This window comes from Alkalithermobacter thermoalcaliphilus JW-YL-7 = DSM 7308 (assembly GCA_001584565.1).
GTDB lineage: Bacteria > Bacillota > Clostridia > Peptostreptococcales > Peptostreptococcaceae > Alkalithermobacter > Alkalithermobacter thermoalcaliphilus.
Window position 1 is genome coordinate 1,106,669 of the sequence record LSFY01000001.1, and the last position, 21,272, is coordinate 1,127,940.

Genomic DNA, 21,272 nt, shown 5'->3' on the forward strand with positions numbered 1-21,272 from the left:
AAAAAATCCCCCCTATTTAAAGGTTATAAATATAGTATAAATCTTTATATATGTTTTTCAAAGTTGTAGTTATACTCTTTTTGCCAGTTTCAATTTTTATGCTGCTTTCGAGTAAATCTTCTTTAGTTTTAATCTTTATTTTATATTTATCGTATATGTATATTACATTTTCTTTTTTATTTCCTATTATTTTTGAGATATTTGTTTTGTCTGTATAAATTAAAATATTATCTTTAAGATCATATCTATTTATGAGGTGTTCAATATAATCTCTATATAATCTAGATTCTACTAATTCCCTTAAAGCAGGATGATAAGGACCATTTAGTATTTCTTTTCCTAAAGATATGTTTTCTGTAGTTTGAAGGCCTACTCGGATCACATTGATATTATTAGTATAAAACAATACTAAAAGCTTCTTTACTATATCTATAGTTTTTTCCATATCAAAAGGAGTATATCTACCTTCTTTATATAACTTTTCTAAACCTGTATCTTTAACTATCAAAGTTGGATATATCCTTACAAAATCAGGTTTTAGTTTTATAAATTCTTTTGCTGTATATATGCATTTTTCTTGTGTATCTTTAGGAAGACCTACCATCATTTGAAGTCCTAGTTTAAATCCCCATTGTTTTATAAGTTGAGATGATTTTATAACATCTTTTGAAGTGTGTCCTCTTAAACTTTCATCTAATACATCTTCACTTAAAGACTGTACCCCAAGCTCTATTATAGTTACACCGTTTTTCTTTAACATATTTAATATGTTTTCATCTATACAATCTGGTCTTGTAGAAAGCCTTATATCTTTAACTATTTGTTTATCTATATATTCTTTAGCTACAGATAACAAGCTTTCTTGTATATTTATGTCTATAGCTGTAAAGCTTCCTCCAAAAAAAGCTATTTCAATATGAGCATCTTTTTTAATAGTTTTTAAATACTCATTTATAATGTTTCTTACTTTTTCTGAAGTTATATCAGTAGATACTCCTGTTATTTTCTTTTGATTACAAAAAATACAATCATGAGGACATCCTCTATGAGGTACAAATATAGGTATTATTTTTCTTGTCATACAATATCAATCCTTTGAATTGCTTGTTTTGCAGCTCTTTGTTCAGCTTCTTTTTTTGTTTTTCCCTCACCTGTTCCTAAAATTTGATCTCCTTGTTTAACTTGAACTAAAAATTTCTTGTTGTGATCTGGACCTGTTTCTTTTAATACTTCATATACTATTTTTTCACTTTCTTTGCTTTGAAGCATTTCTTGAAGATGAGTTTTATAGTCTCTAAATACTTTTCCTTTTATAGAATCTTCTATAACTTCTTTCATTGTATCCATTATAAATTTTTTTGCACTTTCTATTCCACCATCTAAGTAAATAGCTCCTATCACAGCTTCAAATGCATCTGCTAATATTGATACTCTCTCTCTTCCCCCTGTAGCTTCTTCGCCTTTTCCTAATAGCAAGTATTCTCCTAAATTTATACTTACTGCTACTTCGTTTAAGGACTCTTCACAAACAATATTAGCTCTTAACTTTGTTAATTCTCCTTCAGGCAATTCTTTTCTATCTTCAAATAAATGATGACTTATTACTATACCTAATACAGAATCTCCCAAAAATTCTAATCTTTCATTATGTTTGACATTAAATCGTTTATTTTCATTTGCATAAGAACTATGTGTTAAAGCCTCTATTATGTAACTTTTATTCTTAAATGTATAGTTTATTTGTTGTTCTAATTTGTGTATAGAAATTTTCATAATTTTACCTCCTAAGGCCATACATTATAAAAAGTGACTGCAAAAAGCAGTCACTTTTTATAATGTATGGTAGTTATTCTTTATCTTCACAATCATCATCGTGACAACAACAATCTTCATCACAACAATCGTCATGACTTGCTATTACTACCTCTTTGCATGATGGACAAATTATATCAACATCTTCATTATATAGTAAATCCTCATCTACTGCAACTTCTTCGCCACATGTAGGGCAGTCTATTTCTAAATATTGTACATCTTCATCATCTAGATCATCTTCGTAAAGTTCATCTTCAACATCAGCTAGATCTTCATCTACTGATTCTATGTATTCAGACAGTTCCTGTTGTTGCTCATCTAATTCTACAATTGCATCTGCCATATCTTCTAATACGTCGATAATATGAGTTAGCAGTTTACCTTCTTTTTTTTCTTCATTAATTCCAAGACCCTCAGCTAACCCTTTAAGATATGCTACTCTTTCATATAAGTGTTGCATTGGCATATACCTCCTTTGTTTATATAGGCACTTGACACCTAATTTAAATATATTATTCTGCTTTATATACTACAATTCCTTCATGTTAAATTTAATTTAATTAAATTTAACACTTTTCGTACTATAGTATACCCAAAACAACACAAATTAAACTCTTGATAAATATTCTCCTGTTCTAGCATCTATTTTTATTTTATCTCCAACATTTATAAATAGTGGCACTTGAACAACTGCTCCAGTTTCTACTGTTGCTGATTTAGTAACATTTGAAGCTGTATCTCCTTTGATTCCTGGTTCTGTTTCTATTACTTCAAGTTCAACAAAGTTTGGAGCCTCAACTTGGAATGCTTGTCCTTGATAGAATCTTATTGTTGCAGTATCATTTTCTTTTAAGAATTTTATAGCATCTTCTACTTGGCTATAGTTTAGAGGAATTTGATCATAAGTTTCATTGTCCATAAAGTAATATAGTTCTCCATCATTATATAGATATTGCATTTGTCTTGTATCTATATTTGCTTTAGGGAATTTATCTCCTGGGTTAAAAGCTTCTTCTCTTATCGCTCCTGTTTTTAAGTTTTTATACTTTGTTCTTACAAAAGCTGCTCCTTTTCCAGGTTTAACGTGTTGAAAGTCAACAACTAAGCATGGTTCTCCATCTTTTTCAAAAGTAACACCTTTTCTGAAATCTCCTGCTGAAATCATTAATATCCCTCCATTATTATATGTATTAGTATCTTATCTGTATTAATTCCTTAGGGGAATTAGATAAAACTTTATAGCCATCATCTGTAACTAATATTAAGTCCTCTATTCTTACTCCGCCAAAATCAGGTATATAAATTCCAGGTTCATCAGTTATAATCATTCCTGGCTGTAGAGGATTCTTTCCAAGGGAGTTAACATGTGGAAGTTCATGAACCTCAAGTCCTAAACCATGTCCAAGCCCATGTCCAAAGTTACTTCCATAACCTTTTTCAGTTATATAATCTCTAGCTATTTTATCTAACTCTTGTCCAGTTATTCCTGGCCTTATAGCTTCTAAAGCCTTAATTTGAGCCTCTAAAACTATGTTATATATTTTCTTTTGCTCATCTGATGCTTGACCTACTACTACTGTTCTAGTCATATCTGAACAATATCCATTATATATACAACCAAAATCTAATGTCAAGAAATCTCCTTCTTCAATTATCTTTTCACTAGCAACGCCATGAGGAAGTGAAGATCTTTTTCCTGATGCTACTATAGGTTCAAATGATAAACCCAAAGCCCCATTCTTTTTCATGAAATATTCAAGCTCTAACGCTAATTCTTTTTCACTAACACCGGGCTTTATAAATTTTAATATATGTTCAAATGCTTTATCTGCTATTTGTGCAGCTTTAGATATAGTTTTTATCTCATTTTCATCTTTTATACTTCTTAATTGTAAAATTAGTCCCTCTAGCTGAACCATTTTTGTATTTTCAAGTTCTTTTGTGAAATTAAAATAAGTACTAACATCCATAAAATCATCTTCAAATCCTAGTGTGCTTATTTTCATTTCTTTTATATATTTTGTAACAGGCTCAGCTTTTGATATTTCTAATATTTCAAATCCTTTGCACTGATCTTTAGCTTGTTGTATGTATCTAAAATCAGTAAAAAATATTTGTCTATCTTGTGTAATTAAAACATATCCACTCGATCCTGTAAATCCACAAATATATCTTCTGTTTTGAGGTTTGTATATTATAACAGCTTCTAAGTTCTTATCTTTCATTACATTTCTTAGTTTTTGAATTCTGCTTTCCACCTTTATTTCCTCCCCCTGTGATTTAAAAGAGCATAAAGTCCTAAAACATAACTATATAGACCAAATCCACTTATTTGCCCTATACAAGCTTTTGCTGTTACACTTTTTTGTCTAAACTCTTCTCTAGCATGTATATTAGATATATGAACCTCAACTGTTGGAACTTTTATGGCCCTTATAGCGTCATATATAGCATAACTATAGTGAGTGTAAGCTGCAGGGTTTAGTATTATTCCGCTATAAGTGTGTTGTGACTTATGAAGCTTGTCTATTATATAACCTTCATGGTTGCTTTGAAAAAAGTCTATCGATACATTAAGACTTTCTGCTTCTTTTTTTAGCATTTGTTCTAAATCTTTCATGCTAGAATTTCCATAGATTTCTTGTTCCCTTTGACCTATTAAGTTTAAATTTGGTCCATTTATAACCAATATCTTTTCCATAAAAAGCTCCTTATACAAAAAATTACTACAAATATAATATCACATTTTATTTAAGTTGAATAGTATATCGCTAACAACTTCTTTTACAGTTTTGTTGTCTACTGTTATTATTATATCTGACGCTTTTTTATATTTTTCAAATCTTACTTGTATTAAATCATGTATCTTTTCTCTTACATTTTCAGTTTCTAATATAGGTCTTTTTGTTGTAGATTTTTTTAAATTTTTTAGTATAGTTTCTTCGTTTGCACAAAGCCATATTACTGTTCCTATTTGTTTTAAGATAGTAATATTTTCATCTTTTCCTACAATTCCCCCTCCTGTTGATAAAACTATATTGTTTTGATTTTTGACCTTTTGTAGGACTTTAGTTTCTAAATTTCTAAAATAGTTTTCTCCTTTTTCTTTAAATATATTGTATATATTGTTTTTTTCAATTTTTTCTACTTCTTCATCCGTATCTATAAATATTTTGTTTAAAATATCACTTAATTCTTTTCCTATTGTACTTTTTCCAACTGCCATAAATCCAACTAAAACTATATTATTCAACTCAATCATCCTTACTTTAATTATTTCTAAAATAAGATGTAAATTCTAAATCAAATATTTCATCTTTTTTCTGAATTTGAAGTATAAATGTTATACCTTTTCCATTTTCGACGTTTTCTATTTCCATCTTATTTACATAATTTCCAATCTCATATCCATTATAATTCATATCTGTTCTTAAAAACATCTTTTTACTTTTACTATCTATGTATATACCTACTAACCCATCATTTTGAGCAAGCCTTATTTCTCTTATTTGACCTTTTTTAAAATTTCTTACATTAACTCTTTGGCCATTTACATTTATTATACTATCAATTCCCTTAGATCTTTGTACCCTATCTTCTATAAGCTCTTTTAAAAACTGAGCCTGCTGCTGAATTTCTACATTTGCCTCAGTCTTACTAAATGTATTAATGCTAAATTTAAATATATTAAATAGCAAAACTGTGATTATACTAGTTATAAATAAATATATCACAAGCTCAATTATCAAAAATCCATCATTCTTTATCATATATATCTTCCTTTATAAGAACTCTTCCGCTAAATGGCACTATAGTTAGCTCACGTTTTTTATTTGTAACTTTATCTGTAATTACAATAGTTTCTCCTTGTTGTGTTAAAGCTCCGGATAAAGAAAATTTTATTTGTTTAACAGAATGACTTATTATAGTATTTTTAGGAAGTTTAACTTCTTTTTTATCTTGACCTTTTTCTCTTAGTACATAAGACTTTACATTATCCTCATAATCTTTATAATAAATATAAGTTGAATAATCAGAATTCATATTTTTAACTCTTACATATCTTATATCATGAGCTAGTTGCCTTATAAATGAATCTATTTGGTAATTTCTAATTTGAACTTTAAATAATGGTATAGCTAAAACTATACTTAATATCCCTATATACATAACAACTTCGACTAATGTCACATTCCTTTGTTATCCACTTTATCGCCTCCTAACCCAATTTTTATACTCTATTAAACTATCTACATCTTTATATCCTAATACATCTGAAGCTGATATTGTTTCTAAGAATATAAATTCTTGTAAATTATCTTCCCTAAAATATTTAAACAAATCGTATTTTAGTATCAACTGTATATTCTTTATATTGTCATATATAAAATTAAAATCATTTTGAATATAAATATCGCCTTTAGATATTAAAATCCCGCTAAACTTATTAGTGTTTATAGTTATGTTTCCTTGTGTTATTATAATTCCACTTTTAATATTTTCATCTAGTATTATATCTTCTTTCCCTATGTAGATACATTCATCTTCTTGTCTTATACTAACTTTATTTTCTAAATTTACATACTCATCAATATTTATAACATTACCTTGCAAAATATTATCTTCGCTTAAAAAGCGCGTTGGATGTATTCGATTAAAAGCAATTATACCTTTTTCATATATTAAATTTTTCTTTATTTTTCTTGTATCTATTTTATAATTCATATATGATTCTGGTATACTTATATGTACTTGTGAACTTATTTCCTTTTGTATGTCATCTAAACTATATTTAGATAATAAAGTAAATCTTATTTTTCCATCTCTAAACTCTACTAAGTTATTTTCTATTTGAACTAGTACATCATCGTTTGTTAGAGTTTTAATGTTTGATATAAATTCATTTCTCCTATTTCCCAAGAAATATGCTCTATAATGTTTATTAAACTCATCTGCTAGTACTTTTTCTATTTTTTCTTTATCTAAAAAATAGTATATATCACTATTTAAAATATTTATTTGGATATATTCATTATTATTTAGTAATTCTTGCTTTAGATAATTTTCTATAAAATTATCAGTTTGATTTTTTGCATACTCTATTGCACTTTGTACTTCATTTCTTATTTTTAAATATGCAAAATCTAATCCACTTTCTGCTAAATAAAAGCATTGTTTAGACTTTAGATTCAAATTCTTTGAATAATAATTAGAAACAGATATTCCTAAAATTGTAAATCCAATTATCAACATAGCTGAAAAAATTATAAGTGTAGAAATTAGTATATACCCCTTTTGATTTTTCACGAAATCACCTTATTTTTCTATATGCTTTGAGAGTTAATATTTCATTTGCATCTTTACTTACGCTGACATTTAATTGGCACATATTATATAATCTATTGTTATCAATACTTTTAAAATTTTTAGTTAAAGAGTAGTTATATCCATTTACAACTATTTCATTTTTCACTTTATTATCTAGTACTAAGTATACGTTTACTAAATCTTCATTGTAGTTTTTTATATTTATTGTTATGTTGCTATCTTTTTTCTGAAGAATATATATATTTTTGTTGTCTAAGCTTGCATTTATATTTAAAGGTTTTATCTCATACGTTAAGTCTTTGTTTATAATAATCTTTATATTTTCAAGATTATACTCTACATTATTTATAAAAATACACTCATCTATATTTATCTGTAAATCTGAAGAAATATTATCTATATACTCATCTATAAAATCTTCATAAAATATTACATTTGTATTTATTTCATAGTTATCTTCAATAAAACTTGCTTTAGAATATTTATTTAACAGTGTTTCTAATTCACAATGTTTCATGTTTTCTATATAGTTATTAGCAATTATATTTGCCTTAAAACTATCCTTGCTCTTTATTGAATATACAAAAGAACTCGTATATAGCGACATTAAAGATAAAAAACTAATACTAATTACAGATATAGATACTATAACTTCTATTAAAGTTATTCCATTGTTGTCTAAAATACATTTTTTCAAATACTAAACACCTACTCTTTTTTGTATTTCTTTCTCATCTGTTTTTTCTACATTTATATCTGTCCAAATATTAAAAGATTTTATAGCTTGATTTATTAACATATAAATTCCACTTATTGTATCCATATTGTTTCTTTTCGCCCATTTTAGTAATTTTGTTTCCTGTGGATTATATACAATATCGCACACTAAAATTCTTTTTTGAATTTTCAAATTTGTATCAATAATACATGTATTATCATTTGGACTCATACCTAAAGGTGTTGTATTTATTAATATATCTATTGTTTCTATATCTTCTTTATTTACCGGTAAACTACTATATTTAGTGAGTATATTAAAGTTTTCATTTAATGTATTACAAACTTGAGCAGCATTTTCTATATTTCTATTTTTTATATGAATAAATTCAGGAGAATATTTGGCTAGTTCAACTGCTATACTTTTTGCTGAGCCTCCTGCTCCTAATATTAAAAATTTTTTTCCTTTTATATTATAATTTTTATCAAGTATTGATTTTACAAATCCTACTCCATCAGTGTTGTAACCTATAAGTTTACCATTTTCGTTTTTTATTGTATTTACCGCTCCTATCACTTTAGCTTCAAACGATATTTCATCTAGGTACTCAAGTACTTTTTCTTTATAGGGTATAGTAATATTAGCTCCTTTCATTTTTAGGTATTTAATTGAATTTATAGCTTGTTTTATATCTGTTTGTTCTATATCAAAGCACACATATTTATAATTTAGATTGTATTTATCAAATAAATAATTATGTATGTAAGGTGAAAAGCTGTGCTTAACGGGATGTCCCATCAAGCATATCAATTTTGTATTAGCATCTATCATATTTTTTCCTCCCAACAGGAAATATACTATAATTTTTTCCTTAAATAGCAATTTTTAAACTCGAATTATTAACCTTGTATTATTTTCACATATACTTTTCTTTGTCTTGGCCCATCAAATTCACAAAAATAAATACTTTGCCATGTTCCTAAAACAAGTTCTCCGTTATTTATAATAATAGTTTTTTCACACCCTACTAAAGAAGATTTTATATGAGCATGAGAATTTCCTTCAAAGTGTTTATAATCTCCTCTTTCAGGAAAAGCTTTATTAAAAGTATTTAATATATCTTTCACAACATCAGGGTCTGCTTTTTCATTTATTGTTATCCCTGCTGTAGTATGAGGACAATAACAAATCGCAATACCATCTTTTATATTAGATTTGTGTATAGCTTCTCTTAATAGATGTGTTATATCTATAAATTGTTGAGAATTTGTTGTAGATAATGAAAATTGATAAAAATTTTTCATAATGTAAAACCTCCTGTGAAAATTTGTTTTGAAAAAGGTATAAATAAAAGACTAAAGCTAATGCCTTAGTCTTTAATCTATTGCAAGTTTTTCTTTACTATTTCATTTACAAGTTTTCCATCAGCTCTACCCTTAACTTTAGGCATTAATGCTGACATTACCTTACCCATATCTTTAATCGAAGAAGCTTCAACTTCATGTATAGTTTCTATAACTATTTTCTCAATCTCTTCTTCTGTCAATTGTTCAGGTAAGTATTCCATAAGTACTTGTATTTCTGACTCTGTTTGAGAAATCAAATCATCTCTTTTAGCCTTTTTAAATTCTTCTAAAGAGTCTTTTCTTTGTTTTAGTTGTTTAGATATTATCTCTATAACGCCTTGATCATCAAGTTCTTGTCTAGTGTCTACTTCTTGCTGCTTTATTGCAGCTCTTAACAAAGTGACAACAGACTTTCTTACGTCGTCTTTATTTTTCATAGCAAGTTTTAGGTCATCCATCAACTTTGCTTTAAGCGACATATTTTTCACCTCTTACTATCTTCTTTTGTTTTTTCTTGCCGCTTCAGATTTCTTCTTACGTCTTACGCTTGGTTTATCGTAATGTTCTCTTTTTCTAACCTCTGATAATACTCCAGACATAGCACACTGACGCTTGAATCTTTTAAGAGCACTATCTAAAGTTTCATTTTCTCTTAATCTTACTTCTGCCATTCCTTTTCCCTCCCTCCGGTACCAGCAATTCTGCTACGACTATAGCAAGGTTATAAACTAGGTTGTTTGCAGGGTCAATACCATACTCAGATATTATAAACTAATATACATGTTTTATCAAGTTTTTTTTATAACTAAGCTCTTAATTTCTTACCTCCAAGTATATGGTAGTGTACATGTTTTACCTCTTGACATGCATCTTCTCCACAATTATTTACTATTCTAAATCCTGTTTTGTCAACTCCCATGTCTTTTGCTATTTTATTTATAGCAACATGAATATGTGATATTATATCCATTTCATCATCATTTATATCAATTATTGAATCATAGTGTTTCTTTGGTATTACCAATATATGCACCGGAGCTTTTGGGTTTATATCTTTAAAAGCTAATACTTTTTCACTTTCGTATACCTTTTGAGCTGGAAGTTCTCCTTTTACTATTTTGCAAAAGATACAATTTTCCACTTTCTCACCCCCTTTAACAACTAAAAATAGTATTTCTACGCTTATACTAAAACTCCTTCTACAAATTCATCTTTTATTTGTGTTATCTTAACTTTTAGTATCTTACCTTGTATATCTTCATTTGATTTTACTAATACTCTTATATAATTTGGAGTTAATCCTTCGTAATACCCATCATCATTTTTTTGTTCAAATAAAACTTCTAATTGTCTATCTTTAAATTTATTAGCGAACTCTTTGAAATTTTTCTTAGAAAGATCCATTAATTTATCACTTCTTATTTGCTTATCTTGAGGACTTACTTGATCTTTCATTTCAGCTGCTTTAGTTCCTTTTCTTGGAGAATACTTAAATACATGCATTTGAGTTAATTTTATATTTTCTAAAAACGTGTATGTCTGATTAAACTCTTCTTGTGTTTCTCCTGGAAATCCAACTATTACATCTGTAGTTATAGAAACATCTTTTATATTTTTTCTAAGCTTATCTACTATATCTTTGTATTCAGATGTCGTATATCTTCTGTTCATTCTCTTTAAAGTCTCATCACATCCACTTTGAAGAGATAAATGAAAGTGAGGACATATTTTTTCCATTTTTGAAATAGTTTCTATAAATTCATCAGTAAATAAAAGTGGCTCTACCGAACTCATTCTTATTCTTTTTATCTTATCTATATTGTGAACAGCTTTTAAAACATCTATTAAACCTACATTACCCAGATCTTTTCCATACGAAGCTACATGAATACCTGTTAAAACAATTTCATTAAATCCATTGTTTGCAAGATTCTTTACTTCTTTTACTATATTATCTAAAAGTCTACTTCTTACAGGCCCTCTAGCATAAGGTATTATGCAATAAGAGCAAAATCTATCGCAACCTTCCTGTATTTTAAGAAAAGCTCTAGTTTTTCCTCTTGACTCTCTTATTTCCATTTCCTCAAATTGTTTAACCTTCATAATATCATCTACTGTACTAACTTTGTCATTATTATCTATATTTTCTACTATATCTACTATTTTTTTCCTATCATTTGTTCCCATTACTACATTTACACCTTCAATTTCTAAAACTTCTTCAGGTGCAGTTTGAGAATAACAACCAACAACAGCTATTACTGATTTAGGATTTATTTTTTTTACCTTTCTTATGTACTGTCTTGACTTTCTATCGCTCATATTAGTTACAGTACATGTATTTATAACGTACACATCTGCATAATTTTCACTATCAACAATTTCATAGCCTGATTTTTTAAACAGTTCACCCATTGCTTCAGTTTCATATTGGTTGACCTTACATCCTAAAGTATAAAATGCTACTTTTTTCAATCTATTCATCACCACCTAAATCCGAAAGTTCATAAAGTAGTATAGATGCTAAAACAATTGAGGCTGTTTCTGTTCTTAAAATTCTAGGTCCAAGGCCGACACATTTTACGTTTTCACTTTTTAGTTTTTCGATTTCTTCCTCATCAAATCCACCTTCAGGGCCTATGAATATACCTATAGATGATACATTTATATTTTTTATAATATTTTTCAATTTATTCTCTGATTCATTTTCATAAGCTACTATATTTATATCATTATTTTTCATATCTTCTAATGACTGTTTTAATGTTAATGGACCTTTTATCTTTGGTATTATACCTCTTTTACTTTGTTTTGCAGCTTCGTAAGCTATTCTCTGCCATCTATCAAGTTTTTTGTCTTCCTTTTTTTCATCTATTTTAGCAACACTTCTTTTAGTTGTTACTAAAACAATCTCACTTACACCTATTTCTGTAAGCTTTTGGATAATAATATCTAACTTTTGACCTTTAGGTAGACCTTGATAAACGGTCAATTTTACATTTGGCTCTCTATTAATACTAACCTTTTGTAATATTTTTAAAGTTACATCAGTTTTTGTTATATCTATAATTTCACAAATATATTCATTATTGTTTTTGTCACATACTTCTATTTTATCTTTTACACCATATCTTAATACCTTAGATATGTGTTTTACATCTTCACCTTCTATAATACAAATTCCCTTGTCTATGTCTATATTACTAGCATCAACAAAAAACCTATCCATACTATTCACCCTTTTTAGATACTATAACAGCCCATTCTCCCATTGTCTTTATATCTAAAATTTTGAATTTGTTATCTTCTAAAGCTTTCTTTACATCTTCTATTTTATCTAGTATTATGCCTGATGATATAAATACTCCTTCGCTATATAAGAATTTACCTATATCTTTAGATAAAAGTATTATTATGTCTGCTATTATATTTGCAACAATAACATCAGCTTTTTCATCTATAACATCCATTAAGTTTCCGTGTCTTATATCTACAATTTCTTCAACATTGTTAATTTTTACATTTTCTTTAGATACTTTAACAGCAACAGGATCAAGATCAACTCCTACAACTTTCTTAGCACCAAGCTTAGCAGCAGCTATAGAAAGTATTCCACTACCACATCCTATATCAAATACTGTCTTATCTTTGTCTAATACATTTTCAAGTTCTATTATGCACATCTTTGTTGTCTCATGTGTTCCCGTACCAAAAGCCATTCCTGGATCAAGTTGTATTATAATTTCATCATTTTTAGGATCATAATCTTCCCAAGTAGGTTTTATGACTATTTTGTCCGAAACTTTAGTAGGTTTATAGTATTGTTTCCAAGCATTTGCCCAATCCTTTTCATCTACTTGAGTTATTTCTATACTTCCTTCTCCTATATCTAATCCATAAGAAGGAAGTAATTTTATTTTTTCTCTTATCATTTCTATCTGTGCTACTACATTATTTTCTTCTGATAAGTACGCTTTTATTATCGATCCTTCATATCCTTTATTAAAAATTTCTTCTTCTATGTAATCCCAGTCTGTTTCGTTTTTTTCCTGAAATAGAAAATCTGATGAATCTTCTATTACAACTCCACCTACTCCACTTTCGTATAATATATTAGTAACAGCTTCCGTAGCTTCAGTAGTTGTTCTTATAGTGATCTCAATCCACTTCATATTAAACCTCCTCATATAATCTCGTTTTACTGTATTAATTATTATATCCTATCTTATTAAATTTTACCATTTAAAAAGTATTATTTTTAGACAAATAACAACATCTTTTTCAACAAAACCTTTCCTTTAAATAAGTTAGAAAAAAATCTTCCTTTAGAAAGTCTAAAGGAAGATTTTTTTATTTACCACCTATTATATCTTTCATTTTATTGAAAAAATTTTTTCTTTGTTCGTGAACTTCTTCTCCGCTTTCCTTAGCAAACTGTCTTAATATTTCTTTTTGTCTTTCAGAAAGCTTTCTTGGAACTTCAACTATAACTTTTACATATTGATCTCCTCTAGTAGTTCCTCTTAAACGAGGTACCCCTTTTTCTTTTAGCCTAAATACTGTACCACTTTGAGTTCCCTCAGGTATTTTGTATTTTACTCTTCCATCAAGTGTTGGAACTTCTATTTCATCTCCTAGTGCAGCTTGAACAAATGTTATAGGAACCTCACAGTATACATCGTATCCATCTCTTTTAAATAATTTATGAGGTCTTACATTTATAACTACATATAAATCTCCTCTTGGTCCGCCTTTACTTCCTAGTTCTCCCTCTCCTGAAAGTTTTATTATAGACCCTTCGTCTACTCCTAAAGGTATTTTTATGTTTATCTTCTTTGTACTTCTTACTTTTCCAGAACCATTACATTTACTACAAGGACTTTCTATTACTGTTCCTTCTCCATGGCAATTATGACATGTTCTTGCATTCATTATAGTTCCAAAAGGTGTTCTTTGGGCATTTCTAATTTCTCCCGTTCCATTACATACAGGACACGTTTTTCTTGATGTTCCTTTTTTAGCTCCTGTTCCACTACATTCTTGACACTGCTCATCTCTATTTATTTTTATTTCTTTTTCTGTTCCAAATGCTGCTTCTTCAAATGATATATCTATATTATATTTTATATCAGCACCTCTTTGAGGCCCAGTTTTTCTAACTCTTGAGCCAAATCCTCCTCCAAATATATCCGAGAATACATCTGAGAAAATATCTTCAAATCCTCCAAAACCAGATCCAGCAAAATCTGAAAAACCTCCAAAACCATGTCCTGCTCCATTTACTCCTGCATGACCAAACTGATCGTAGTTAGCTCTTTTTTGAGAATCTGAAAGAACCTCATAAGCCTCATTTATTTCTTTAAATCTTTCTTCTGCCTCTTTATCACCAGGATTTTTATCTGGATGATATTTCATAGCTAGTTTTCTATACGCTTTTTTTATTTCTTTTTCATCTGCATTTTTACTTACTCCTAAAACTTCATAATAATCTCTTTTCACACTCTCACCACCTTTTCACAATAATAGCTTGTGACAAGTGCCACAAGCTAATTTTTATTACTTATCTTCGTCTACTACTTCATAATCTGCATCTACTACATTTTCATCAGTTTTTTTATCTGAAGAAGCTTCAGATTCTTGCTGTTGAGTTGCTTTATATAATTGCTCTGATATTTTATGGAATTTGCTCATAGCATTTTCTGTAGCATCTTTTATTTCTTGAGCTGTCGCAGACTCTTTGTCTTTTATTTGTTTTAGATTATTTATTGCATCTTCAACTTCTTTTTTATCTGAAGAGCTTACTTTATCTCCTAGTTCATTTAAAGTTTTTTCCATTTGATATATAGTAGATTCAGCATGGTTTATAGCTTCTACCTTTTCTTTTCTCTCTTTATCAGCTTTTTCATGCATTTGAGCTTCTTTTATTTTTCTTTGAATTTCTTCTTCAGAAAGATTTGTACTAGATGTTATTGTTATTTTTTGCTCTTTTCCTGTTCCAAGGTCTTTAGCTGAAACATTAACTATACCATTTGCATCTATATCAAAAGTTACTTCTATTTGAGGTACTCCTCTTGGCGCTGGTGCTATTCCTGTTAATTGGAATCTACCTAATGTAGTGTTATCTGCTGCCATAGATCTTTCTCCTTGAAGAACGTGAATATCAACAGCAGTTTGATTATCTGCAGCAGTAGAGAATATCTGTGATTTTTTAGTTGGTATAGTTGTATTTCTTTCTATTAATTTTGTAAATACTCCACCTAAAGTTTCTATTCCTAAAGAAAGCGGAGTTACGTCTAAAAGAAGAATATCCTTAACTTCTCCCGTTAAAACTCCAGCTTGAATAGCTGCACCTATAGCAACACACTCATCTGGGTTTATTCCTTTGTGTGGTTCTTTTCCTATAAAGTTTTTGATAGCTTCTTGAACAGCTGGTATACGTGTTGAACCTCCAACAAGTATAACCTTATCTATATCATTAGGTGTAAGTCCTGAATCTTCTAAAGCTCTCTTTGTAGGCTCTATTGTTTTCTCTACTAAATGAGCAGTTAACTCATTAAATTTAGCTCTTGTAAGGTCCATATTAAGATGCTTTGGCCCTGTAGATGTAGCTGTTATAAATGGTAAGTTTATATTTGTTGTGCTAACGCTTGAAAGTTCTTTTTTAGCCTTTTCAGCTGCTTCTTTTAGTCTTTGAAGACTCATTTTGTCTTCTCTTAGATCTACACCTTCTTGTTTTTTAAACTCATCAGCTATATAGTTTATTATAGCTTCATCAAAATCGTCTCCACCTAAGTGGTTGTTACCACTTGTTGCTAAAACTTCAAAAGTTCCATCTCCTATTTCAAGTATAGATACGTCAAATGTACCTCCACCTAAGTCAAATACTAATATCTTTTGTTCAACATCTGCCTTATCAAGTCCATATGCAAGTGCAGCAGCAGTAGGTTCGTTTATTATTCTCTCTACTTCAAGTCCTGCTATTCTTCCTGCATCTTTTGTAGCTTGTCTTTGAGCATCTGTGAAATACGCAGGAACTGTAATTACTGCTTTAGTAACCTTTTGTCCTAAATAGCTTTCTGCATCTGCTTTTAATTTTTGTAAAATCATGGCAGAAATATCTTGAGGTGTATACTCTTTTCCATCTATATTAACAGTATAATCTGTTCCCATGTGTCTTTTAATTGATATTATAGTTTTATCAGGGTTTGTAACAGCCTGTCTTTTAGCCGGCTCCCCTACAATTCTTTCTCCATCTTTTCCAAAAGCAACCACAGAAGGTGTGGTTCTCATCCCTTCAGCATTAGCTATAACTACAGGTTCTCCACCTTCTAATACTGCGACACAAGAATTTGTAGTACCTAAGTCAATACCAATTACTTTACTCATATCCATTCCTCCTTTTAAGTATTATTTTGATACTTTTACCATTGATGGTCTTATTACTTTGCTAGATAATTTATAACCCTTTTGATAAACTTCAACTACAATACCAGATTCTTTATCTTCTACTTCTTCATGCATAACTGCATAGTGAACATCTGGATTGAATGCTTCGTCTTTAGCTTTTATTTCTTCAAGTCCAAATTTTTGTAAAGTATCTGTTAGCTGTTTAAGTACAAGCTCAACCCCCTGATAAATACTGCTTGACTTTTCTTGTTCATTGCAAGATGCAAGTGCTCTTTCCATATTATCTATAACAGGAAGAAGTTCTGTTATTATTTTCTCATTTGCAAGTACACTTAGTTCTCCTTTTTCCTTTTCTACTCTTCTTTTATAGTTTATAAAATCAGCTTGTAGCCTTTGAAGGCTATCTTTTAGATCATTAACTTGAAGCTCGAGTTGATTGTTTTCTTCATTTTGTTTAACAGATTCATTGTCTTTATTTTGGACTTCTTCCTTAAGTTCTTCTTCTTTTACTTGCTCTTGTTCTTTGTCTACCAATTTTTTCACCCCTTATTCTTTGTTAAATATATCGTTTAAAATTTTTCCTACATAATCTATGCTTGCATAAACTTTCGAATAGTCCATCCTTGTAGGCCCTATTATTCCTAATTTACCTATAGTTTTTCCTCCTACAGAATATATTGCAGTTATTATACTACAATCCTTAGCAATCTCGCACGAGCTTTTAGTGCCGATTACTATATTTACATTATCTTTTTGTATTCCTTTAGTATTTAATATTTCAGCTATTTTTTCTTTTTGTTCTAGCATATTTAAAAAAGCTTTAGCTTTTACGATATCATTGAATTCTGGAAAGTTAAATATATTTGTAGCTCCACTTAATAAAACTTCAAAGTCTGTAGGATCTAAAGTTCCTGATGATAATTCCTTGAATATGCTGTCAATAACTCTACTATAATTTACCATTTCTGATTTTATATATCTTATAAAGTTTTCATCTATTTCATATACGTCTTTTCCTACAATTTTTTCCCTTAAAATCTTAGATATTATATCAAGTTTATCATCACTCAGATCTACAGGTGTGTTTATAGTTGTGTTTTTTACTACTCCAGTATCTGTAACTAAAATTAACAATACATTATTAGAGTCTATCTTAACAAGTTGTATATGCTTTATTTTAGTTTTTTCGAGTTGAGGAGTCACACCTATAGCTGTATAATTTGTTAATCTCGATAAAAGCTTTACAGTCTCTTCTAATAGATTTTTCATCTGTCCTACGTTACTTAATATACACTTTTTTATTATCTCTTGCTCTACTTGATCTAAATCAGCTCTAGTCATCAAAGTATCTACATATAATCTATATCCTTTTTCAGATGGTATTCTACCAGCTGAAGTATGAGGTTGAATTAAATATCCCATTTCCTCTAGATCTGCCATTTCATTTCTTATAGTAGCAGCACTTACTCCTAAATCATACTTTTTTGATATAGTTCTTGATCCAACAGCTTCAGCTGTCATAATATAATCTTTTACTATAGCTTCTAATATTTTAAGTCTTCTATCGCTTAAGCTCATGCAGATCACCTCTTTTGCTGTTAGCACTCTTTGATCGCGAGTGCTAAGTAGCTTCTGATATAAAAATACCACTATTAATCCTATTTGTCAATATCAGTCTTGTAAAAATTCTATAAATACTTTGTTACTTAGATCTATGCCTTTGTCTGTTAAGGATATATTGTTATTATTTAACTTTATATAACCCTTTTCTATTAGTTTATTAATAGTTTCTCCATATATTTTTATAAAATCAATTCCAAATTTTTTATTTATTTTTTCCATATCTATTCCTTCGTTCATTCTAAGTCCCATAAATATCGTCTCTTCTAACTTTTCCTTTTCTGTAAGTTTTATTTTTTCTTGTATTGGCTTATTTCCCTTTTCTAATTCTTTACAATATCTATCTAAACAAGCAAAGTTTGAAAATCTAATTCCGTTTAAATATGAATGAGCAGAAGGTCCAAGTCCTATATATTCTTTAGTTTTCCAATATATAATATTGTGTTTGCATTCATAACCATCTTTAGCAAAATTAGATATTTCATATTGTTTATATCCGTTTTCTTTTAAATATTTTTTAGCAAAATAATACATTTTCCTATCTAAATTTTCATCTATATTAATTTTGTTACTTTCATATATATCGTAAAGTTTTGTTCCCTCTTCTATTATCAAAGAATATGCTGATATGTGTTTTGGATTTAAACTTACTACTTTTTGTAATGTCTCAACCCACTCGTTTATAGTTTGATCAGGAAGAGAAAACATTAAATCTACATTTATATTTTCAAATCCTGCTTCAACAGCATTTTGGAAATTTTCTTCAAATTCTTTAAACGTATGAATTCTTCCTAGCAATCTTAAATGTTTATCTTGATATGCTTGAAGGCCTATACTTAATCTGTTTACTCCTAGACTGTATAAAACTTTTAGCTTCTCTTTAGATAAAGTGCCTGGATTTGATTCTATGGTTATTTCTGCATCTTTTTTTATTTTAAAGTATTTTCCAATAGAGCTTAAAATATACTCAAGTTCTATTTCATTTAATATAGTAGGAGTTCCGCCACCTATGAATATACTTGATATTACTTTATCTATATCAGAATATAATTTCATTTCTTTTATAATATTTTTTATAAATTTTTCTCTTTTTTCACTTGTTATTTCATATGATACAAAATCACAATAATTACACTTTCTGATGCAAAAAGGTATATGTATATAAAGGCCTATGCTCATACCACACCTCCTAAAAAATAATGGTTAGGAGTTTCCTAACCATTATTGATCTATTTTAAGAACAGACATAAATGCTTTTTGTGGAACTTCTACACTTCCTATTTGTCTCATACGTTTTTTACCTTCTTTTTGTTTTTCAAGTAGTTTTCTCTTACGTGAAATGTCTCCACCATAACACTTAGCTAAAACGTCTTTTCTCAGTGCACTTATAGTTTCTCTTGCTATAACTTTGCTTCCTATTGCAGCTTGTATAGGAACAGCAAATTGATGTCTTGGTATTTCTTCTTTTAGTTTTTCACACATAGCTTTTCCTCTTACATAAGCTCTAGATTCATGTACTATGAATGAAAGTGCATCAACTTGTTCTTTGTTAATTAATATGTCAAGTTTAACAAGCTTTGACTGTTTATAATCTTTAAACTCATAATCTAAAGAACCATATCCTCTAGTTCTAGATTTTAATGCATCAAAGAAATCATATACAACTTCATTTAAAGGCAGTTCATAGTGAAGTATTACCCTCTTTGAATCTATATATTCCATATTTACCATTTCTCCACGTCTTTCTTGAGCAAGTTCCATAACTGCTCCTACATAATCTTTTGGAACTATTATATCTGCCTTTACTATAGGTTCTTCGATCATGCTTATTTCTGTCTGTGGTGGAAGATTTGTTGGATTTTGAATCATCAAAACTTCTCCATTGTTTTTAGTTACTCTATATATAACAGATGGAGCTGTTGTAATTATATTTAAATCAAATTCTCTTTCTAATCTTTCTTGAATTATTTCCATATGAAGCAGTCCTAAAAATCCACATCTAAAACCAAACCCTAAAGCAGCTGATGTTTCAGGTTCATACTCTAAAGATGCATCATTTACTTTTAATTTATCTAATGCATCTCTTATGTTTTCATATTTTTCTCCTTCCGCTGGATATATACCGCAATAAACCATCGGAGTAGCTTTTTTATATCCAGGAAGTGGACTATCAGTTGGATTTTGTGCATCTGTTATAGTATCTCCAACTTGACAACTTTTTATGTCTTTTATACTAGCAGCAACATAACCAACCTCACCAGCTTTTAATTCATCTACTGGCTTTTGTCCCGGAACCATTATTCCAACTTCTGTAACTTCAAATACTTTTTGAGTATTCATCATTTTTATTTTCATACCTTTTTTTATAGTTCCATCAAATACTCTTATATATGCTACTACTCCTTTGTAGCTATCGTAATATGAATCAAATATTAAAGCCTTTAAAGGAGATTGTTCATCGCCACTAGGTGCTGGTACATATTTTACTATTGCTTCTAGTACATCTTTTATATTTATTCCTTCCTTAGCAGATATTAAAGGAGCTTGCTGAGCATCAAGACCTATAACTTCTTCTATTTCTGCTTTTATTTCGTCTGGTCTAGCACTTGGAAGATCTATTTTATTTATTACAGGAATTATTTCAAGATCTTGATCTAATGCAAGATATACATTTGCAAGTGTTTGAGCTTCTACTCCTTGAGCTGCATCAACAACTAGTATAGCTCCTTCACAAGCTGCTAAACTTCTAGATACTTCATAGTTAAAATCAACATGTCCTGGAGTATCTATTAAGTTTAAATAGTATTCATTTCCATCGCTAGCCTTATAAGTAAGTCTTACGTTTTGAAGTTTTATAGTTATTCCTCTTTCTCTTTCAAGATCCATATTATCAAGAAGCTGTTCTTTCATTTCTCTTTCACTAACAAGACCTGTTTCTTGTATCAATCTATCTGCTAAAGTAGATTTACCATGATCTATATGTGCTATTATACTAAAATTACGTATTCTGCTTTGTCTATTCATAAAGACTATTTTCC

General features: G+C 29.0%; 25 protein-coding genes. All 25 read right to left on the bottom strand.

Going from position 1 to position 21,272, the window contains the following annotated elements:
- Positions 1-16: 16 nt before the first annotated feature.
- Positions 17-1,081 (bottom strand): elongator complex protein 3, encoded by a 1,065-nt coding sequence (locus JWYL7_RS05845; protein ID WP_066070309.1) that lies wholly within the window; start codon positions 1,079-1,081, stop codon positions 17-19.
- Positions 1,078-1,773: a ribonuclease III gene (gene rnc / locus JWYL7_RS05850; RefSeq protein WP_331721893.1), complete on the bottom strand. Its 696-nt coding sequence runs from the start codon at positions 1,771-1,773 to the stop codon at positions 1,078-1,080. The genes JWYL7_RS05845 and rnc overlap by 4 nt, the downstream gene beginning before the upstream one ends.
- Positions 1,774-1,846: 73 nt before the next feature.
- On the bottom strand, positions 1,847-2,275 hold the full coding sequence (locus tag JWYL7_RS05855) for a CD1247 N-terminal domain-containing protein (RefSeq protein ID WP_066070313.1): 429 nt from the start codon (positions 2,273-2,275) through the stop codon (positions 1,847-1,849).
- Positions 2,276-2,422: 147 nt separating this feature from the next.
- Positions 2,423-2,980 (bottom strand): elongation factor P, encoded by a 558-nt coding sequence (efp, locus tag JWYL7_RS05860; protein WP_066070315.1) that lies wholly within the window; start codon positions 2,978-2,980, stop codon positions 2,423-2,425.
- A 25-nt stretch (positions 2,981-3,005) separates the two neighbouring features.
- Positions 3,006-4,073 (bottom strand): M24 family metallopeptidase, encoded by a 1,068-nt coding sequence (locus tag JWYL7_RS05865; protein WP_072280189.1) that lies wholly within the window; start codon positions 4,071-4,073, stop codon positions 3,006-3,008.
- 2 nt (positions 4,074-4,075) lie between these two features.
- A complete protein-coding gene (gene aroQ / locus JWYL7_RS05870; protein ID WP_066070318.1) occupies positions 4,076-4,516 on the bottom strand; it encodes a type II 3-dehydroquinate dehydratase in 441 nt (146 codons plus the stop codon).
- A 39-nt stretch (positions 4,517-4,555) separates the two neighbouring features.
- Entirely contained in the window at positions 4,556-5,068 is a 513-nt protein-coding gene (locus tag JWYL7_RS05875) for a shikimate kinase (protein ID WP_066070321.1), read from the bottom strand.
- A 16-nt stretch (positions 5,069-5,084) separates the two neighbouring features.
- Entirely contained in the window at positions 5,085-5,585 is a 501-nt protein-coding gene (locus JWYL7_RS05880; RefSeq protein ID WP_066070323.1) for a PilW family protein, read from the bottom strand.
- The gene (locus JWYL7_RS05885) at positions 5,572-5,985 is read right to left on the bottom strand and encodes a pilus assembly FimT family protein (protein WP_153011567.1); all 414 of its coding nucleotides are present in this window, start codon (positions 5,983-5,985) and stop codon (positions 5,572-5,574) included. The genes JWYL7_RS05880 and JWYL7_RS05885 overlap by 14 nt, the downstream gene beginning before the upstream one ends.
- Positions 5,986-6,024: 39 nt before the next feature.
- Complete coding sequence (locus tag JWYL7_RS05890; protein ID WP_066070329.1) at positions 6,025-7,122, bottom strand: hypothetical protein; 1,098 nt, start codon at positions 7,120-7,122, stop codon at positions 6,025-6,027.
- Between the two features lie 4 nt (positions 7,123-7,126).
- Positions 7,127-7,840: a prepilin-type N-terminal cleavage/methylation domain-containing protein gene (locus tag JWYL7_RS05895; protein WP_066070332.1), complete on the bottom strand. Its 714-nt coding sequence runs from the start codon at positions 7,838-7,840 to the stop codon at positions 7,127-7,129.
- Between the two features lie 3 nt (positions 7,841-7,843).
- Complete coding sequence (aroE, locus tag JWYL7_RS05900) at positions 7,844-8,692, bottom strand: shikimate dehydrogenase (protein ID WP_066070335.1); 849 nt, start codon at positions 8,690-8,692, stop codon at positions 7,844-7,846.
- A 68-nt stretch (positions 8,693-8,760) separates the two neighbouring features.
- Complete coding sequence (locus tag JWYL7_RS05905) at positions 8,761-9,165, bottom strand: secondary thiamine-phosphate synthase enzyme YjbQ (RefSeq protein ID WP_066070339.1); 405 nt, start codon at positions 9,163-9,165, stop codon at positions 8,761-8,763.
- A 77-nt stretch (positions 9,166-9,242) separates the two neighbouring features.
- Positions 9,243-9,686, bottom strand: coding sequence for a GatB/YqeY domain-containing protein (locus JWYL7_RS05910; protein WP_066070342.1), 444 nt, complete (start codon positions 9,684-9,686; stop codon positions 9,243-9,245).
- Positions 9,687-9,701: 15 nt separating this feature from the next.
- Positions 9,702-9,878 (bottom strand): 30S ribosomal protein S21, encoded by a 177-nt coding sequence (rpsU, locus tag JWYL7_RS05915; protein ID WP_066070345.1) that lies wholly within the window; start codon positions 9,876-9,878, stop codon positions 9,702-9,704.
- Positions 9,879-10,012: 134 nt separating this feature from the next.
- Positions 10,013-10,348, bottom strand: coding sequence for a histidine triad nucleotide-binding protein (locus JWYL7_RS05920; RefSeq protein WP_066070348.1), 336 nt, complete (start codon positions 10,346-10,348; stop codon positions 10,013-10,015).
- A 41-nt stretch (positions 10,349-10,389) separates the two neighbouring features.
- Positions 10,390-11,682 carry a tRNA (N(6)-L-threonylcarbamoyladenosine(37)-C(2))-methylthiotransferase MtaB gene (mtaB, locus tag JWYL7_RS05925; protein WP_066072394.1) on the bottom strand — a complete coding sequence of 431 codons (1,293 nt, stop codon included), beginning with the start codon at positions 11,680-11,682 and terminating at the stop codon, positions 10,390-10,392.
- Between the two features lies 1 nt (position 11,683).
- Positions 11,684-12,436, bottom strand: coding sequence for an RsmE family RNA methyltransferase (locus JWYL7_RS05930; RefSeq protein ID WP_066070351.1), 753 nt, complete (start codon positions 12,434-12,436; stop codon positions 11,684-11,686).
- 1 nt (position 12,437) lies between these two features.
- The gene (gene prmA, locus JWYL7_RS05935) at positions 12,438-13,379 is read right to left on the bottom strand and encodes a 50S ribosomal protein L11 methyltransferase (RefSeq protein ID WP_066070356.1); all 942 of its coding nucleotides are present in this window, start codon (positions 13,377-13,379) and stop codon (positions 12,438-12,440) included.
- Between the two features lie 178 nt (positions 13,380-13,557).
- Entirely contained in the window at positions 13,558-14,706 is a 1,149-nt protein-coding gene (gene dnaJ / locus JWYL7_RS05940; RefSeq protein WP_066070359.1) for a molecular chaperone DnaJ, read from the bottom strand.
- Between the two features lie 57 nt (positions 14,707-14,763).
- A complete protein-coding gene (gene dnaK, locus JWYL7_RS05945; protein WP_066070362.1) occupies positions 14,764-16,593 on the bottom strand; it encodes a molecular chaperone DnaK in 1,830 nt (609 codons plus the stop codon).
- 21 nt (positions 16,594-16,614) lie between these two features.
- Positions 16,615-17,157: a nucleotide exchange factor GrpE gene (gene grpE, locus JWYL7_RS10795; RefSeq protein ID WP_083528304.1), complete on the bottom strand. Its 543-nt coding sequence runs from the start codon at positions 17,155-17,157 to the stop codon at positions 16,615-16,617.
- A 3-nt stretch (positions 17,158-17,160) separates the two neighbouring features.
- Positions 17,161-18,192, bottom strand: coding sequence for a heat-inducible transcriptional repressor HrcA (hrcA, locus tag JWYL7_RS05955; RefSeq protein ID WP_066070369.1), 1,032 nt, complete (start codon positions 18,190-18,192; stop codon positions 17,161-17,163).
- 93 nt (positions 18,193-18,285) lie between these two features.
- On the bottom strand, positions 18,286-19,413 hold the full coding sequence (gene hemW, locus JWYL7_RS05960; protein WP_066070372.1) for a radical SAM family heme chaperone HemW: 1,128 nt from the start codon (positions 19,411-19,413) through the stop codon (positions 18,286-18,288).
- A 42-nt stretch (positions 19,414-19,455) separates the two neighbouring features.
- Positions 19,456-21,258 carry a translation elongation factor 4 gene (gene lepA, locus JWYL7_RS05965; RefSeq protein WP_066070375.1) on the bottom strand — a complete coding sequence of 601 codons (1,803 nt, stop codon included), beginning with the start codon at positions 21,256-21,258 and terminating at the stop codon, positions 19,456-19,458.
- Positions 21,259-21,272: the final 14 nt, after the last annotated feature.